This window comes from Antiquaquibacter oligotrophicus, assembly GCF_020535405.1.
In the GTDB taxonomy this organism is placed as follows: domain Bacteria; phylum Actinomycetota; class Actinomycetes; order Actinomycetales; family Microbacteriaceae; genus Rhodoglobus; species Rhodoglobus oligotrophicus.
This window is the reverse complement of the sequence record NZ_CP085036.1, coordinates 760,348-776,196: the sequence shown is the minus strand read 5'-3', so window position 1 is coordinate 776,196 and position 15,849 is coordinate 760,348. Positions and strand designations below refer to the sequence as shown.

General features: G+C 66.2%; 14 protein-coding genes. 11 read left to right on the top strand and 3 right to left on the bottom strand.

Features of this window, described 5'->3' with window-relative positions; genetic code table 11:
- Positions 1-26 precede the first annotated feature (26 nt).
- Positions 27-1,649: a dolichyl-phosphate-mannose--protein mannosyltransferase gene (locus LH407_RS03845; RefSeq protein ID WP_322132615.1), complete on the bottom strand. Its 1,623-nt coding sequence runs from the start codon at positions 1,647-1,649 to the stop codon at positions 27-29.
- Positions 1,650-1,702: 53 nt separating this feature from the next.
- On the opposite strand from LH407_RS03845, the gene rsmI reads away from it, so the two are divergent.
- From rsmI to LH407_RS03800, 9 genes are all read left to right on the top strand, one after another.
- A complete protein-coding gene (gene rsmI, locus LH407_RS03840) occupies positions 1,703-2,512 on the top strand; it encodes a 16S rRNA (cytidine(1402)-2'-O)-methyltransferase (RefSeq protein WP_322132616.1) in 810 nt (269 codons plus the stop codon).
- A 129-nt stretch (positions 2,513-2,641) separates the two neighbouring features.
- Positions 2,642-4,192, top strand: coding sequence for a methionine--tRNA ligase (gene metG / locus LH407_RS03835; protein ID WP_322132617.1), 1,551 nt, complete (start codon positions 2,642-2,644; stop codon positions 4,190-4,192).
- Entirely contained in the window at positions 4,193-5,185 is a 993-nt protein-coding gene (locus tag LH407_RS03830) for a TatD family hydrolase (protein ID WP_322132618.1), read from the top strand.
- A complete protein-coding gene (rsmA, locus tag LH407_RS03825) occupies positions 5,182-6,012 on the top strand; it encodes a 16S rRNA (adenine(1518)-N(6)/adenine(1519)-N(6))-dimethyltransferase RsmA (RefSeq protein ID WP_322132619.1) in 831 nt (276 codons plus the stop codon). Before LH407_RS03830 ends, rsmA begins: the two co-directional genes overlap by 4 nt.
- Positions 6,013-6,053: 41 nt before the next feature.
- Positions 6,054-6,989, top strand: a complete 936-nt coding sequence (locus LH407_RS03820) for a 4-(cytidine 5'-diphospho)-2-C-methyl-D-erythritol kinase (RefSeq protein WP_322132620.1) — start codon at positions 6,054-6,056, stop codon at positions 6,987-6,989.
- 103 nt (positions 6,990-7,092) lie between these two features.
- Positions 7,093-8,331, top strand: a complete 1,239-nt coding sequence (locus LH407_RS03815; RefSeq protein WP_322132621.1) for a DegT/DnrJ/EryC1/StrS family aminotransferase — start codon at positions 7,093-7,095, stop codon at positions 8,329-8,331.
- The gene (locus LH407_RS03810) at positions 8,328-9,542 is read left to right on the top strand and encodes a polysaccharide biosynthesis protein (RefSeq protein ID WP_322132622.1); all 1,215 of its coding nucleotides are present in this window, start codon (positions 8,328-8,330) and stop codon (positions 9,540-9,542) included. Before LH407_RS03815 ends, LH407_RS03810 begins: the two co-directional genes overlap by 4 nt.
- 2 nt (positions 9,543-9,544) lie before the next feature.
- Positions 9,545-10,216 carry a sugar transferase gene (locus tag LH407_RS03805; RefSeq protein ID WP_322132623.1) on the top strand — a complete coding sequence of 224 codons (672 nt, stop codon included), beginning with the start codon at positions 9,545-9,547 and terminating at the stop codon, positions 10,214-10,216.
- A gap of 112 nt (positions 10,217-10,328) precedes the next feature.
- Positions 10,329-11,879 carry a molybdopterin-dependent oxidoreductase gene (locus LH407_RS03800; protein WP_322132624.1) on the top strand — a complete coding sequence of 517 codons (1,551 nt, stop codon included), beginning with the start codon at positions 10,329-10,331 and terminating at the stop codon, positions 11,877-11,879.
- Between the two features lie 15 nt (positions 11,880-11,894).
- On the opposite strand, the gene LH407_RS03795 is transcribed toward LH407_RS03800, so the two are convergent.
- A complete protein-coding gene (locus LH407_RS03795) occupies positions 11,895-12,479 on the bottom strand; it encodes a TetR/AcrR family transcriptional regulator (protein WP_322132625.1) in 585 nt (194 codons plus the stop codon).
- A 104-nt stretch (positions 12,480-12,583) separates the two neighbouring features.
- Here LH407_RS03795 and LH407_RS03790 point away from each other — a divergent pair, with 104 nt between their 5' ends.
- Complete coding sequence (locus tag LH407_RS03790) at positions 12,584-13,426, top strand: alpha/beta fold hydrolase (RefSeq protein ID WP_322134897.1); 843 nt, start codon at positions 12,584-12,586, stop codon at positions 13,424-13,426.
- A gap of 62 nt (positions 13,427-13,488) precedes the next feature.
- Here the strand turns inward: LH407_RS03790 and LH407_RS03785 are convergent, their stop codons facing one another.
- Positions 13,489-14,034 (bottom strand): MOSC domain-containing protein, encoded by a 546-nt coding sequence (locus LH407_RS03785; protein WP_322132626.1) that lies wholly within the window; start codon positions 14,032-14,034, stop codon positions 13,489-13,491.
- 32 nt (positions 14,035-14,066) lie between these two features.
- Here LH407_RS03785 and LH407_RS03780 point away from each other — a divergent pair, with 32 nt between their 5' ends.
- Positions 14,067-15,848 (top strand): ABC-F family ATP-binding cassette domain-containing protein, encoded by a 1,782-nt coding sequence (locus tag LH407_RS03780; RefSeq protein ID WP_322132627.1) that lies wholly within the window; start codon positions 14,067-14,069, stop codon positions 15,846-15,848.
- The last annotated feature ends 1 nt before the right edge of the window (position 15,849 follow it).

The following is a 15,849-nucleotide window of genomic DNA, read 5'->3' as shown; positions in this document are numbered from 1 at the left end:
TATACCGTCGGATGCCCGGCGCGGGGTTACCTCCAGGTAACAAGCCACCAGTGGAGTCGGAGGTAGTCGTAGTTCAGCTGCATCCCCGTCCACAGCGGCCAGAAGAAGATACTCACGAGCAGCGCAACTCCGAGGAAGACGGCGACGATACCGAGCCCACTCGTTCTTCGGTCTCGATCGTCATCGGGGGAACCCAGGATGAGCCCGATCACAAAGGTCAGGGCGAGCAGCATGTAGGGCTCGAAGGCGATCGAGTAGAACTGGAACACCGTGCGGCCGAGGTACAGCAACCACGGGAGGTATCCGGCTGCCATCCCCATGAGGATGAAACCGACCTTCCACTCGCGATACCGCACCAGACGGTAGGCGAGGTAGAGCACAGCGGCGGTCGCCGCCCACCAGATCACGGGGTTCGCTATACCCGTGACGGATGCCCCGCAGACGTCGTAGTCGCAGCCGAGTTCGCCGCCGTTGGCACCCTGGTACCACATGCTCGTCGGTCGGATGAGGAGTAACCATGTCAGCGGGTTGGCCTCGTACCCGTGCCCCCGGTTCTCACCGACGTGATAGTTGTACACCGACACCTCGAAGTGCCAGAGACTTTGCAGACTCAGGGGAACCCACGAGAGGCCTCCCGTCCAGGCGTTGCCGTCACTCTCCGCCCAGTGCCGGTCGTAACCACCGTCGCTCGTGAACCATCCGATCCAGCTCGCGAGGTAGACCGCGACTGCAATCGGGACCATGAGCACGAACGTGACCGGTGCCTGCTTGAACGCGGTTCCGGAACCCCACAACTGGATGCCGGCGTTGCGCCTCGCGATGGCATCGACCACGAGTGTGTAGATGGCGAAGCCTGCCAAAAAGTAGAGCCCACTCCACTTGACAGCGGCCGCAGCGCCGAACGCGGCACCGGCGGCGATGAGCCAGGGGCGCCACCACAGTGCCGGACCCCAGTCGGTGCTCTTGTCTCGCTTTTCCCTGGCGGCAATCCACGCACTCAGGCGGACTCGACTCCATCGTCGATCGAGTAGCACGAAGAGCACACCCAGGAAGGCAAGAAACATCACCGAGTTGTCGAGCAGTGCTACGCGACTCATCACGATCGCATTGCCTTCGATGGCCATCAGGAAGCCCGCGATCGACGTGAGCGCAATCGAGCGGAACAGCACGTGAGCCACAACCATGAGCAACACCACGGCGGCTATCCCGACGAGCGCGGTCGACAACCGCCACGCGATCGGGTTCTCCGGCCCGAGCACGAGCATCCCGAGGCTGATGATCCATTTGCCGAGCGGCGGATGCACGATAAATGCCGGGTCGCGAAGGAACCCGTCGGCGTCTCCCGAGTTGAAGGCGGTGTCGGCATCGGCCGGCCACTGGGCTTCGTAACCGAGGTTGGCGAGGGTCCAGGCATCCTTCACATAGAAGGTCTCGTCGAAGACGAGCTCCGACGGATGCCCGAGGTTCCACAGGCGCGCGACCGCGGCGATGAGCAGAGCCAGCGTGGGCGCGGCCCACCGCACCGCGCGCTGAGCCGCGGGAGACCTGCGCAGCCACCAATCGTCCAGTCGCGAGCCGACGCGACGCAGTGGGCTTTCGGCCGGTGGCGGAGCATCGACGATCTCATCGAAGGCGGCACGCTCGGTCACCCGCCCAATGCTACTTTCCGGCGGACCCCGCGGCGTGCGGGAGAGAATGGGGCGTGATCATCCTCGGCGCAACCCCGATCGGCAATCTCGGCGATGCGTCCCGACGCCTCATCGACGCGCTGTCCACGGTGGAGATCATCGCGAGTGAAGACACTCGCACGACCATCCACCTGCTGAGTGCCCTCGGTGTCGAGAACAGGCCGCGCCTCATCGCCATTCACGAGCACAACGAGACGGACAAGGCTGCCGAGATCGTGGAACTCGCCCGTGAACGGGACGTCCTCGTTCTGAGTGACGCCGGGATGCCCGCCATCAGCGACCCCGGCTTCCCGCTCGTGGCCGCTGCCGCGGCCGCCGATGTGCGTGTGACCGTACTTCCCGGCCCGAGTGCCGTGCTCGCCGCGCTCGCTGTGAGTGGCCTGCCCACCGACCGTTTTGTCTTCGAGGGGTTCCTTCCGCGCAAGGGCAGGCTCGCCCATCTCGCCGCGCTCGCGAGGGAGCCGCGCACGCTCGTCTTCTTCGAGTCGCCGCACCGGGTCGGAGGTGCCCTCGCCGACATCGCCGAGGCGTTCGGCCCGGAGCGCCGTGTCGTCGTCTGTCGTGAACTCACGAAGTTGCACGAAGAGGTCGCGCGCGGCACGGCGGCCGAGCTCGCCGACCGATTCTCCGAAGGTGCGCGCGGTGAAATCTGTCTCGTGGTCGAGGGCGCTGCTGCCCAGGCATCCGACCTGCCGACGGCGCTCGCCGAGGTGCGTTCTCTCGTCGAGTCGGGAATGCGCCTGAAGGATGCCACGGCCGAGGTCGCCGCGGCGACGGGCATCCCGCGGCGCGACCTCTACGAGGCGGCGCTCCGGGAGCGCTGACCCGCCCTCAGTTCGTGACGGCGATGTCGTAGTCGGATAGGCGCGGATCGTCAGGTCTAGTCAACACAGGTCTAGTCAACGAGGTGCGCACGAAGTAACAGTGGCGCGGGCATCCGTAGACTGGACTCCATGCCCTCCGGCGAGTCCTTCTACATCACGACGCCCATCTTCTACGTCAACGACGTGCCTCACATCGGCCATGCCTACACGGAGGTGGCGGCGGACGTGCTCGCCCGCTGGCACCGCCAGCGCGGCGACGACACCTGGCTTCTCACCGGCACCGACGAGCACGGTCAGAAGATCCTCCGCACCGCAGTCGCCAACGACACGACCCCGCAGGCGTGGGCCGACTCGCTGGTCGAGAAGGCGTGGAAGCCGCTGCTGGAGACCATCGATATCCGCAACGACGACTTCATCCGCACCACCGAGGAGCGGCACGAGAAAGCCGTCGCGCTCTTCCTGCAGAAGCTCTACGACGACGGTCACATCTACTCGGGTGAGTACGAGGGTTACTACTGCGTCGGCTGCGAGGAGTACAAGCAGATCGACGACCTCATGGAGACGCCCGACGGTGACTACGCCGGTCAGCTGGTCTGCAAGATTCACGGTCGACCGGTCGAGATCCTCAAGGAGAAGAACTACTTCTTCCGCATGAGCGCATTCGAGAAGCCACTCCTCGACCTCTACGAGTCGAACCCGTCGTTCGTGCAACCGGCGAGTGTGCGCAACGAGATCGTGCAGTTCGTCAAGCAGGGACTCGACGACCTCTCGATCTCCCGCTCGAGCTTCGACTGGGGCGTCAAGGTGCCCTGGGACGACACCCACGTTGTCTACGTGTGGTTCGACGCGCTCCTGAACTACATCTCCGCCATCGGGTACGGAGTCGACGACGCGGAACTCGAGCGTCGCTGGCCGGCCGTCCACCTCGTCGGCAAGGACATCGCACGCTTCCACGCGGTCATCTGGCCCGCCATGCTCATGGCTGCTGGCCTCGAGGTGCCGCGTGCCGTCTTCGGGCACGGCTGGTTGCTCGTCGGCGGCGAGAAGATGTCCAAGTCGAAGCTCACAGGTATCGCGCCGGCGCAGATCACGGACACCTTCGGGTCCGACGCGTTCCGCTTCTACTTCCTCTCTGCGATCACCTTCGGTCAGGACGGCTCCTTCAGCTGGGAAGACCTGAGCGCGCGCTACCACGCGGAACTCGCGAACGGTTTCGGAAACCTCGCATCCCGCGTCATCGCCATGGTGACGAAGTACTTCGACGGCGAGATTCCGCAGGCGCCGGTCGACGAAGCCATCGCCGTTCTCGTACGCGAGGTGACCGCCTCCGCGAACGCCGCCATTGACGCGTTCGCCATTAACGAGGCGATCGCGCACACATGGACCCTCGTCGACGCCCTCAACCTCTACATCACCGAGCAGGAGCCGTGGGCTCTGGCCAAAGATCCCGCGCAGCGCGAACGCCTCCAGCAGGTGCTCGCGACCGCCGTGCACGGTCTCGGCACACTCGCCATCCTTCTCGCGCCCATCCTTCCGCGCGCGTCCGAGCGGCTGTGGCACGCCATCGGCGGCGAAGGGCCCGTGGATGCCCGCCCCATCGATCATGCGTTCGATTGGTCAGGCGGTACACACGTGACACCCTTGGAGACATCGCTCTTCCCGAGGATCGAGGAGGACTGAGTGGTCGAGGCATTCGTGCGGCAGCGAGACACCGAGGGACGTAAGGAGCTCGAGTACCCGCCGCTGCCCGAGGCCTTAACCGTGGGTGTCTACGACAACCACACTCACCTCGAGATCGCCGACGGCGGGCCAGACAATCAGCTCGACTACCGCGAGCACCTCGACAGGGCATCCAGTGTCGGCGTCAAAGGTGTCGTGCAGGTCGGTGGCGACCTGGAGACATCGAGGTGGTCCGCCGAGGTCGCCGAACGAGAGCCCCGTGTGCTCGCCGCCGTGGCCCTGCACCCGAACGAGGTGCCGGAGTTCGCGGCATCCGGCACCCTCGACGACGCCCTCGCAGAGATCGAGTCGCTCGCCACCCAACCCCGTGTTCGCGCCATCGGTGAAACCGGGCTCGACTTCTACCGCACCGGCGAGGACGGGCGGGATGCCCAGCTCGCGTCGTTCGAAGCCCACATCGAGATCGCCAAGCGCCAGGGCATCGCCCTGCAGATCCATGATCGGGATGCCCACACCGAGGTCATCAACACTCTGCTTCGTGTGGGGGCACCCGAGCGCACCGTCTTCCACTGTTTCTCCGGTGACGCCGAAATGGCGCGCCTGTGCGCCGACCAGGGCTGGTACCTGTCGTTCGCCGGAACGGTCACCTTCAAGAACGCGGCGAACCTTCGCGAGGCGCTCGAGGTGATCCCTCGTGATCGCATCCTCGTGGAGACGGATGCGCCGTTCCTCACGCCGCACCCGTACCGGGGACGCCCGAACTCGCCGTACCTGCTCCCGCTCACGCTGCGCGCCATGGCCGCGGTGCTCGAGACGGACGTACCCATGCTCGCCGCGCAGATCGCATCCAGCACCGAAGAGGTCTACGGCCTGTGGGACGAGGACCTGCCCGACATCGTCGAGTCGTACGACCGGCCGGAAGTCTACGAGCCCCCGACACACACGGACCGTCACGAGTTGCCCGGTCGACCGGAATCGTACGACCGCCCGTGAGTTCCCGCGCGCTCGGTCCCGCGGAGATTCGGGACCTCGCTGGGCTACTCGACCTCCAGCCGACAAAAAAGCTCGGGCAGAACTTCGTCATCGACCCCAACACGGTGCGGCGCATCGTCACCGCGGCCGGGGTCGCCCCCGGTGAGACGGTGGTGGAGATCGGTCCGGGACTCGGGTCGCTCACCATCGCGTTACTGGAGGCCGGAGCATCCGTCGTCGCGGTGGAGATCGACGATCGTCTCGCCCGGCAGCTCCCGGTCACGTTGCGTGAGCGGCTGGGAGAGGTCGAACTCACCGTCATCGGCCAGGACGCCCTCACCGTCACCGAGCTTCCCGGCGACCCTGCCGTGCTCGTGGCAAACCTCCCGTACAACGTCTCTGTGCCCGTTCTCCTGCACTTCCTCGAGCACTTCCCCGGTCTCGATCGCGGTCTCGTGATGGTGCAAGCGGAGGTTGGCGAGCGGGTGGCGGCGGGTCCCGGAAGCAAGGTCTACGGCGCACCGTCGGTCAAGGCCGCGTGGTACGGCGACTTCTCGACGGCCGGAAAAGTTAGTCGGCAGGTGTTCTGGCCCGTTCCCAATGTCGATTCCATCCTCGTGCGCTTCGATCGCCACGACCCGCCCGGCACTGAGGACGAGCGACGGATGACCTTCGCCCTCGTCGATGCGGCCTTCCAGCAGCGCCGCAAGATGCTGCGCCAGTCGCTGGCCCCCGTGCTCGGCGACTCGGCAGCGGCATCCGCGCGACTCGAGGCGGCGGGCCTGGCGCCGACCGCACGCGGTGAGGAACTCACGGTCGCTGACTTCCTCGCGATCGCGCGGAGCTGACGCGCAGCGCGCGCGGCGTCGACTCGGCTAGGTTGGGTTTCATGAACGGCCATGCCGCCCATCCGATGATCCACACCAGGGCGCCGGGCAAGATCAACGTGTTTCTGAAGGTCGGGGCTCTCCTCGACGACGGGTACCACGACGTCGCCATCGCCTACCAGGCCGTGTCGCTTTACGAGGATGTGCGAGCGTACCCCGCAACGGACTTTTCGGTGACCGTGACGGGGAGTGTCGAACTCTCCCGGGTACCGACCGACGGCTCGAACATTGCCATCAAGGCTGCACGCCTTCTCGCGGCGCGCACAGGTTTCCGCGACGGGGTGCGTCTCGAGATCGACAAACACGTTCCCGTCACGGGAGGTATGGGTGGGGGATCGGCGGATGCCGCCGCAACCCTCCTCGCGTGCGATGCCCTGTGGGGCACGGCTATGCCGCGCGAGGAGATGCTCACGCTCGCTGCCGAGCTCGGAGCGGACGTTCCCTTCGCCTTCACCGGCGGGACGGCGATCGGCACCGGCCGCGGCGATCAGTTGAGCCCGGCGCTGGCTCAGGGCCAGTTCCACTGGGTTCTCGCGCTCGCCGACTTCGGGTTGTCCACTCCGGCGGTGTATCGAGAGCTCGACCTGCATCGGGAGCGTCACGCGCAGGACATCTTCCCGGCCCAGATCGCGCCATCCGTCGACACCAATGTGTTGCAAGCGCTTCGTGCGGGTGACCCGCACATGCTCGCCGAGTGCCTGCACAACGATCTTCAGGCGCCAGCCATCCACCTCGAGGAGTCCCTCGCAGGTGTGCTCGAACTCGGGGAGCGCAACGGAGCGCTCGCGGGTATTGTCTCCGGCTCGGGCCCCACGGTCGCGTTCCTCGCCGCGGATTCGGACTCCGCGCTCGAGCTGCAGGTGGCGCTGAGCGCCGCGCGTCTGACGGTCGTGCGCGCGACAGGCCCCGTCCACGGCGCCCGCATCATCACCGAGTAACTCGTGAGGTGCCCACTTCGGTGGGTCTTGCCCGCGAAACACCCACCGAAGCGGGCACCTCGCGAGGGGAGGGCTTGGGGTCGTAGCGGTAGATTGGTCTCCCGTGCCGATTCCGTTCTCCCTCCCACTCATCGATGACGACGTCATCGCGGAGGTCAACGATGCGCTGACCAACACCGGCTGGCTCACCACCGGCCCCAAGGTGCGGCAGCTCGAAACCGAGATCGGCGCCATCACCGGCACACCCGTGCTGTGTGTCAACTCCTGGACTTCCGGCGCGATGCTCATGCTGCGCTGGTTCGGAATCGGCCCTGGCGATGAGGTCGTCATCCCCGCGTACACCTACAGCGCGACAGCCCTGTGCGCCATGAACATCGGCGCGACCGTGGTCATGGTCGACGTGCTGGACGACTTCACGATGGACCCCGAGAAGCTGCGCGCCGCGATCACGCCGCGCACGAAGGCCGTCATCCCCGTCGACATCGGGGGGTGGCCGGCCGACTACGACACGATCAGGTCGATGGTCGAGGCATCCGCGGCTGACTTCACGCCGTCCACGCCACGCCAAGAGCAACTCGCCCGCCCGCTCATCGTCTCGGACGCTGCCCACTCGATCGGCGCGACCTACAAGGGTCGCCCGAACGGCCAGTGGGCGGATGCCACGGTCTTCTCGCTGCACTCGGTCAAAAACGTCACAACGGGGGAGGGTGGCGCCATCGCCCTGAACCTCCCGGCGCCGTTCGACAACGAGTCGGAACTCGGCTTCCTGCGTGCCTTCTCCCTGAACGGCCAGAACAAGTCGGCATTCGAGAAAAACCAGACGGGCGCCTGGCGATACGACATCGTCGACCAGGGCCTCAAGGTGAACCTGCCAGACCTCAACGCTGCTGTCGGTCTCGCCCAGATCCGCAAGTACGAGAGTCAGCTGCTGCCCGATCGGCGGGCCAAATTCGACCTCTATCAGCAAGCCTTCGCGCAGGATGACTGGGCGATCTTGCCCCCCGTGCGCGACGAGAACCACAACTCGAGCTGTCACCTCTACCTTCTGCGTATCGCGGGAGCCGACGAGGAACGCCGCGACCGAATCATCGCGCACCTGTCGGCCGCGGGCATCGGTGTCAACGTGCACTACATCCCCATGGCGATGCTCACCCTGTTCCGGGAGCGCGGCTACGACATCGCCGACTACCCGAAGACGTACGAGCTTTACGCCAACGAGATCACGCTCCCGCTGTACAACACGCTCACGGAGGAGCAGATCGCGGAGGTTGTCGCCGGTGTGCGCGCGGCCGTGGCGGCGACCGCGGGCGACGGCACAGAGGGTGCGGCGGGGACGGCATGATCGACTTCGACCTCGACGCGTTTATCGCGAAACACGTCACCGGGCGCACGGAGAGCATGTTTGCCTCCGACCTCGCGGCCCACGACGCCGAGCTGCGCGCGGCAGTGGCCGGGGCATCCGTGCTCGTCATCGGTGGGGCTGGCACCATCGGCTCCTCGTTCATTCGCGCGCTCTTGCCGTATGAGCCCGCGAAACTTGTGGTCGTTGACCTGAGCGAAAACGGCCTAACCGAGCTGACGCGAGACCTGCGCTCGACCGACGGCCAGTACGTGCCCGCCGAGTACCTCACCTACCCGATCGACTTCGGTGACGCCGTGTTCGAGAGGATGCTGCAGGCATCCGGCCCCTTCGACATCGTCGCCCACTTCGCCGCCCACAAGCATGTGCGCAGCGAAAAGGACCGCTTCTCGATCGAGGCGATGGTCGAGAACAACGTGCTCTCCACCGCGCGACTGCTCGACCTGCTGCTGCCCCATCCCCCGAAGCACTTCTTCTGCGTCTCGACGGACAAAGCGGCCAACCCCGCCAACGTCATGGGCGCCTCGAAGAAGCTCATGGAGGAGGCGGTTCTCGCCTACTCCACCGAGCTTCCCGCGACGACGGCGCGATTCGCGAATGTCGCCTTCTCTAACGGCAGCCTGCCCGCAGGGTTCCTCGAGCGCATCGCCAAGGGGCAGCCGCTCTCGGCGCCGTCCGACGTGCGGCGCTACTTTGTCTCGCCCGCCGAGTCCGGGCAACTGTGCCTCATCGCGTGTGTGCTGGGCGAGTCGGGGGACATCGTCTTTCCGCAGCTCGAGTCGCCGACCATGCTCACCTTTTCGACGATCGCGGATGCCCTCCTCACCGAACTCGGATACACACCCGTGCGGTGCTCCACCGAGCAGGAGGCCCGCGAGCGCGCAGCCGCCCGCGCCCCCGGTGACACGGAATGGCCCGTGTACTACTTCGCCTCCGACACCTCCGGCGAGAAGCCGTTCGAGGAGTTCTACACAAGCGATGAGGACGTGGACCTCGAGCGCTTCGGTGCCTTGGGTGTTGTGCGTGGTGTTCCGCGCTACGACGTCGCGGGCATCCGCGCCGTCCGGGACAACCTGCGCGCACTCTTCGCTCGAACGGATGTCTCCAAGGACGCGATCGTCGAAGAGCTCACGACTCTCGTTCCCACCTTCCAGCACGTCGAGACCGGGACCGGTCTCGACCAGAAGATGTGACCGTGTACTCCGCCGTCAAGCGAGGCCTCGACTTCGCCGCCTCCGTGCTCATCCTCGTGGTGCTCACGCCGATTCTGCTGCCGATCATGCTTGCGCTCCGGCTGACGGGTGAGGGTGAGGTCTTCTACAAGCAGAAGCGTGTCGGTTACCGCAACGAGGACTTCGGTATCTGGAAGTTCGCGACGATGCTCAAGAACAGCCCCAACATGGGCACGGGTTCGCTGACGGTGCGTGGCGACCCGCGGGTGACACCGGTCGGCAAGTATTTGCGCGCCACGAAGGTCAACGAGCTTCCACAACTCCTCAACGTGGTGACGGGGGAGATGAGCTTCGTCGGCCCGCGACCGCAAATGCAGATCGACTTCGACGTCTACCCGCAGCACGTCCGCGAGACGATCTACAGTGTTCGACCGGGCATCACGGGCATCGGCTCGATTGTGTTCCGGGACGAGGAACGTTTGCTTTCCGTTCCGGGTCGCGACCCGCGTGCGTTCTACGCGGACTACATCGCGCCATACAAGGGCGAGCTCGAGATGTGGTACTTGCGACGCAAATCGCTTGTGACGGACATCCGTCTCGTCTTCCACACGGCTTGGGCCGTTGTGGCGCCACAGTCCGGCGCGATCTTCCGAGCCTTCCCGGACCTCCCGCCCCGTCCCGACTGGCTCGAGTAACTCGATCTGCTCCTGAGGTGCCCACTTCGGTGGGTCTGAAGCACCGCACACCCACCGAACTGGGCACCTCACGGAGGGGGACGCGCGCAGGGGGCGGGGGTAGCATTCCCCCGTGAAGCGCGAGACGTGGTGGGCCGCAGGGGTCGGAGTTCTCTCCGCCGCGGCATCCGTGTCCGTGGGTCATCTCGTTGCGCTGTTTGTCGCGCCCGCGGCGAGCCCGCTGCTCGCGGTGGGCGCGTGGGTCATCGACATCGTGCCTCCGTGGGTGAAGGATGCCGCGATCGCCCTGTTCGGCACGGGCGACAAGGTAGCGCTGCTCGTGTCGTTGGGGCTCCTCGTCGCCGTTCTCGCGGTGCTCGCGGGTGTCGTGGAACTTCGGCGCTCCCCGTGGGGTGTCGTCATCCTCGTGATCGTGGGTGCCATCGCGACGGCTGCGGCGCTGTCGCGCGCCGGTTCGACCATCAACTGGGCTATCCCCACGGCGGTCGGCGTCGCCGTCGGGGCGGGGGTCCTGCGGATCACCGCGGACCGCCTCCGCCGGTGGTCGCGGGCACCATCCACGTCAGTTCCCGCCGAGTTCTCCTCAGCGGGAGTGAGTCGTCGCGGGTTCCTCACCGCGGTCGCCGTGTCTGCGGGTGTCGCCGCGCTCGCCGGCGTCGCATCCGGAGTTATGTCTCGCGTGACGGAGGCGGCGAACACCGTGCGCGAAGCGATAAGGCTGCCGAAACCCGCGGTCGCTGCGCCTCCGATCCCCGCGGAAGCGGAGTTGGACATCGAAGGCCTCGCAACCGTGGTGACTCCCAACGCCTCGTTCTATCGCATCGACACCGCGCTCGGAGTGCCGAAGATCGATCCGTCGGAGTGGCGGTTGCGCATCACCGGCATGGTCGAGAACGAGATCGAGATCGGGTGGGATGAGCTGCTGGCCTTGCCCTTGGAAGAAGCTGCGGTCACGCTCACGTGTGTCTCGAACCCGGTGGGCGGAGACCTCATCGGTAACGCTGTCTGGCTCGGTTATCCGATCCGCCACCTCTTGGAGCGGGCACGGCCGACGGTCGATGCCGACATGGTTCTGTCGCGAAGCATCGACGGTTGGACGGCGAGTACACCGCTCGAGTCGCTCACCGATGATGCCCGGGTCGCGATGCTCGCCGTGGGGATGAATGGCGAGCCGCTCCCGCTCGAGCACGGATTCCCCGTGCGGATGGTGGTCGCGGGGCTTTACGGCTACGTGTCGGCGACGAAGTGGGTCACCGAGTTGACGGTGACGCGGTTCGACCGCGAGACCGCCTACTGGACGGATCGCGGCTGGGCGGAGCTTGGGCCGATCAAGATGTCGTCACGCATCGATGTTCCGCGTGCTGGAGTCGTCGTCGACGCCGGTCGAGTGGTGGTGGCCGGGGTCGCGTGGGCTCAGCACAAGGGCATCCATGGAGTGCAGGTGAGCGTTGACCGCGGGGAGTGGCACGATGCTCGCCTGGCTGAGGAGATCAACGTCGACACCTGGGTGCAGTGGGTGTGGGAGTGGGATGCCGAGCCCGGAGATCACGAGCTGCAGGTCCGAGCGACGGACGCGTTCGGCGGCACCCAGTCTCCGGAGCGCGTGGCGCCGGTGCCCGACGGGGCGGAGGGCTGGCACACGGTTCGTGTGAGTGTCGCCTGACCCACCCGAGCTTTGTCAGCCCGCGACGGCGGCGGTCGCTCGGGTCGCGAGCGCCGCATCGATGAGCACTTCGGCCGCGGCACGCGCGTGAGAGGCGACGTCGGGGCGTCGGAGGATGGATGCCGTGGTCTGGGCGCCCTCGGCAAGCAGCACGAGCTGCGGTGCGAGATCTGGCCCAGCGCCCGCCTCTTCGGCGAGGCTGACGACGTAGGACTCGAAGGACGCTTTGTGTGAGCGTGCTGCTTCAGCGACACCTGGTGCCGTTGAACCGAGTTCTCCGAACGAGTTGATGAACGCGCATCCGCGGAAGTCGTCCTGCACGAACCAGCCAGCGAGGAAGTCGTAGATAGCGAGCAGCTTGCCGCGCGGGGTGGAGTGTTTCTCGGCCTCCGCGCGCACTCCGGCGCTCCATTCCCGGTTTCGCCGCCTCAATACTTCTTCGACGATCTCCGCCTTGGACGGGAACAGTTGGTAAAGCTTTTTGAGGGAGACTCCTGCGCCCGTGCGCAGCTCGTCCATTCCGACGGCCTGGATGCCCCGCGAGTAGTAGAGGCGGTCCGCGACGTCGAGTATCTGAGCTCGGGCCTGCTCGTCGTTCATGACTTTTTCACCTTCGTGGACTTGCGCTGAGAACGCGCGTTCTCTAGTGTAGTCGCATGGCGCGGAGAACGACCGTTCTCCGCCGTGGTTTCGAAAGGAAGATCATGTCGTTCATCACCGCCGGTCAGGAGAACTCCACCGATATCGAGCTGTACTACGAGGACCACGGCACGGGACAGCCCGTTGTGCTCATTCATGGCTACCCGCTGAGCGGGGCATCCTGGGAGCGTCAGACCGCCGCACTTCTCGACGCCGGATACCGCGTCATCACCTACGACCGTCGTGGTTTCGGCGGCTCGAGCAAGGTCACCACGGGATACGACTACGACACCTTCGCCGCTGACCTCAATGCGGTGCTCACCACCCTCGACCTCACCGATGTCATCCTCGTGGGATTCTCCATGGGTACGGGCGAGCTTGCGCGTTATGTCTCCCGCTACGGCTCCGAGCGTGTGGCCAAGCTCGCGTTCCTTGCCTCTCTCGAACCGTTCCTCGTCAAGACGGACGACAACCCGACCGGTGTCGACAAGGAGGTCTTCGACGGGATCGACCAGGCGGCACGTGCCGATCGCTACGCGTGGTTCACGAGCTTCTACGAGAACTTCTACAACCTCGACGAGAACCTCGGGAAGCGCATCAGCCAGGAGGCCGTCACCAACAGCTGGAACGTGGCCGCGGCGAGCGCACCGGTCGCCGCCTACGCTGTCGTACCCACGTGGATCGAGGACTTCCGCGCCGACGTCGACAAGGTTCGCGAGGCTGGCCTGCCGACGTTGATCCTGCACGGAACGGCCGACCGAATCCTGCCGATCGATTCGACCGCTCGCGTCTTCTCGACACTCGTGCCCGACGCCGAGTACGTCGAGATCGACGGTGCACCCCACGGTCTCCTCGAGACCCACCACGCTGAGGTCACCGCGGCACTGCTCTCCTTCGTCGCGAAGTAGACGCGACGCACCCGATACGAAGGCCCTGCTCGTCGAGTGGGGCCTTCGTCGTGTTCTCGGGCCTAGAGCAGAGTCGGTTGCGCGAGCACCCGCTCGGTCCGGAGCACCGCGGGTCCCACTGAGAGCGTGCCGCTCGTGAGCGGTTCGCACCGGATGCCGCCGCGCTTCAGTAGCGCCTTGTGCGCGCCGGGGGCGAGCGCCACATCCATCCACGCGCACGGGTTCGCCGGACGGTGCGCGCGGAACAGCACGGGCCCCGACCCCGTGTCGAGGGAGAAGACCTCGCCGCGCAACTCGTCGACGGGCGCACCCCGCAGCACGATGTTGCGACGCGCGGCAGCGGCGTCCACGGGTGGCACACCCAACACGTGCGTCACGTGGTCGAGGGACTCTGCGGCGATGAGGGTCACCGACGCGGTTCGGTGTGCGGCATGTCCGAAGTAACGGTCGCCGACGATGCCGAGCCCCGCGCGCACCTGGATCGAATCGTGGACCTCGCGGGACGTCGCATCCCGCGGACCGTCAGCCGGGCGCCCCTCGTATCGATGCACGGGCGAAGCGAGCAGCAGCTCGATCACCACATCGATGGCGTAAGGCAGCTCGGGCACCCGCCAACGGTAACCCGTAAGCTCGAAGACATATGGCACACCTGCTCGGCGCCGAGGCGCTACACCTCGAGTACCCGACACGCATCATTTTCGACAGCGTCACCATCGGACTCGACGAGGGCGACCGCGTCGGTATCGTCGGCCGCAACGGTGACGGCAAGACCACGCTGCTGAGGATGCTCGCCGGCAAACTCGATCCGGACGCTGGCCGCGTCACGCGCCGGGGTGGAATCCGCGTCGGCATGCTCGACCAGGCCGACGAACTCGACACGGGGCTCACAATCCGCGAGACCGTCGTCGGAGAACGCCCCGAGCACGAGTGGGCGGGTGACCCCAAGGTCCGCGACGTCATCGCCGGGCTCCTCGGCGACCTCGACTTCGACGCCATCGTCGACGACCTGTCCGGCGGACAGCGTCGTCGTGTCGCGCTCGCCGCGGTACTCGTTGGTGAGTGGGACGTCATTTTTCTCGACGAGCCGACCAACCACCTCGATGTCGAGGGCATCGCGTGGCTCGCCCAACACGTCAAGCGCCGGTGGCCCGCGAACGCCGGTGGGCTTGTGGTCGTCACGCACGACCGGTGGTTCCTCGACGAGGTGTGCACGGCCACGTGGGAGGTGCACGACCGCATCGTCGAACCCTTCGAGGGTGGGTACGCGGCGTACATCCTGCAGCGGGTCGAGCGCGACCGGATGGCCGCGGCATCCGAAGCCAAACGCCAGAATCTCATGCGCAAGGAGCTCGCCTGGCTGCGCCGCGGTGCGCCCGCGCGCACCAGCAAACCGAAGTTCCGCATTGACGCCGCCAACGAGCTCATCGAGAACGAGCCTCCCGTGCGCGACACGGTGTCGCTCGCGAGCATGGCGATGCAGCGTCTCGGAAAAGACGTCGTCGATCTCGAAGACGTGACCGTCACCTTCGGAGATCGCACGGTGCTCGACGGCGTGACCTGGCGCATCGCGCCCGGCGAGCGCACGGGCATCCTGGGGGTGAACGGAGCGGGCAAGAGCACACTCCTGAGCCTCGTCGCGGGTACCCTCCAGCCGACCTCGGGCCGCGTCAAACGCGGCAAAACCATCAAAGTCGCCGTCCTCACCCAGCAACTCGCGGAGCTCAAGGACGTGTGGGATGACCGGGTGAGCGACGTCATCGGTCGCCAACGGCGCAGCTACATCGCGGGAGGCAAAGAGCTCACCCCCGGGCAGCTGCTCGAACGTGTCGGTTTCTCGAGTGCGCAGCTCGCCACCCCCGTCAAAGACCTCTCCGGTGGGCAGAAGCGCAGGCTGCAGTTGCTCCTCATCCTCCTCGAGGAGCCCAACGTGCTCATCCTCGACGAGCCGACCAACGACCTCGACACCGACATGCTCGCCGCCATCGAGGACCTCCTCGACAGCTTCCCCGGAACTCTCCTCGTCGTCAGCCACGACCGCTACCTCATCGAGCGCGTCACCGATCAGCAATACGCGGTGATGGATGGTACGTTCCGACACCTACCCCGGGGCGTCGACCAGTACCTCGAACTACGCGCAGCCGCCACGGCACCACCAACCGCGAAGGCGACGTCGACCGCGCCGCCAGCGGCCACACGCCTCGCAGGAGCAGAACTTCGCGCCGCCGAGAAAGAGCGGGCCGCGGCATCCCGCAAGATCGATAAGGTCAACGGGCAGATCGCCGAACTGCACGAGCGGATGGCCGCGCACGATCAGTCGGACTACGTCGGTGTCGGCGCGCTCGCCGAAGAGCTGTCCGCACTCCAGGCGCAGCTCGAAGCTGCGGAGACCCGGTGGCTCGAGCTCGAGGAGCTGCTCGGCTGAG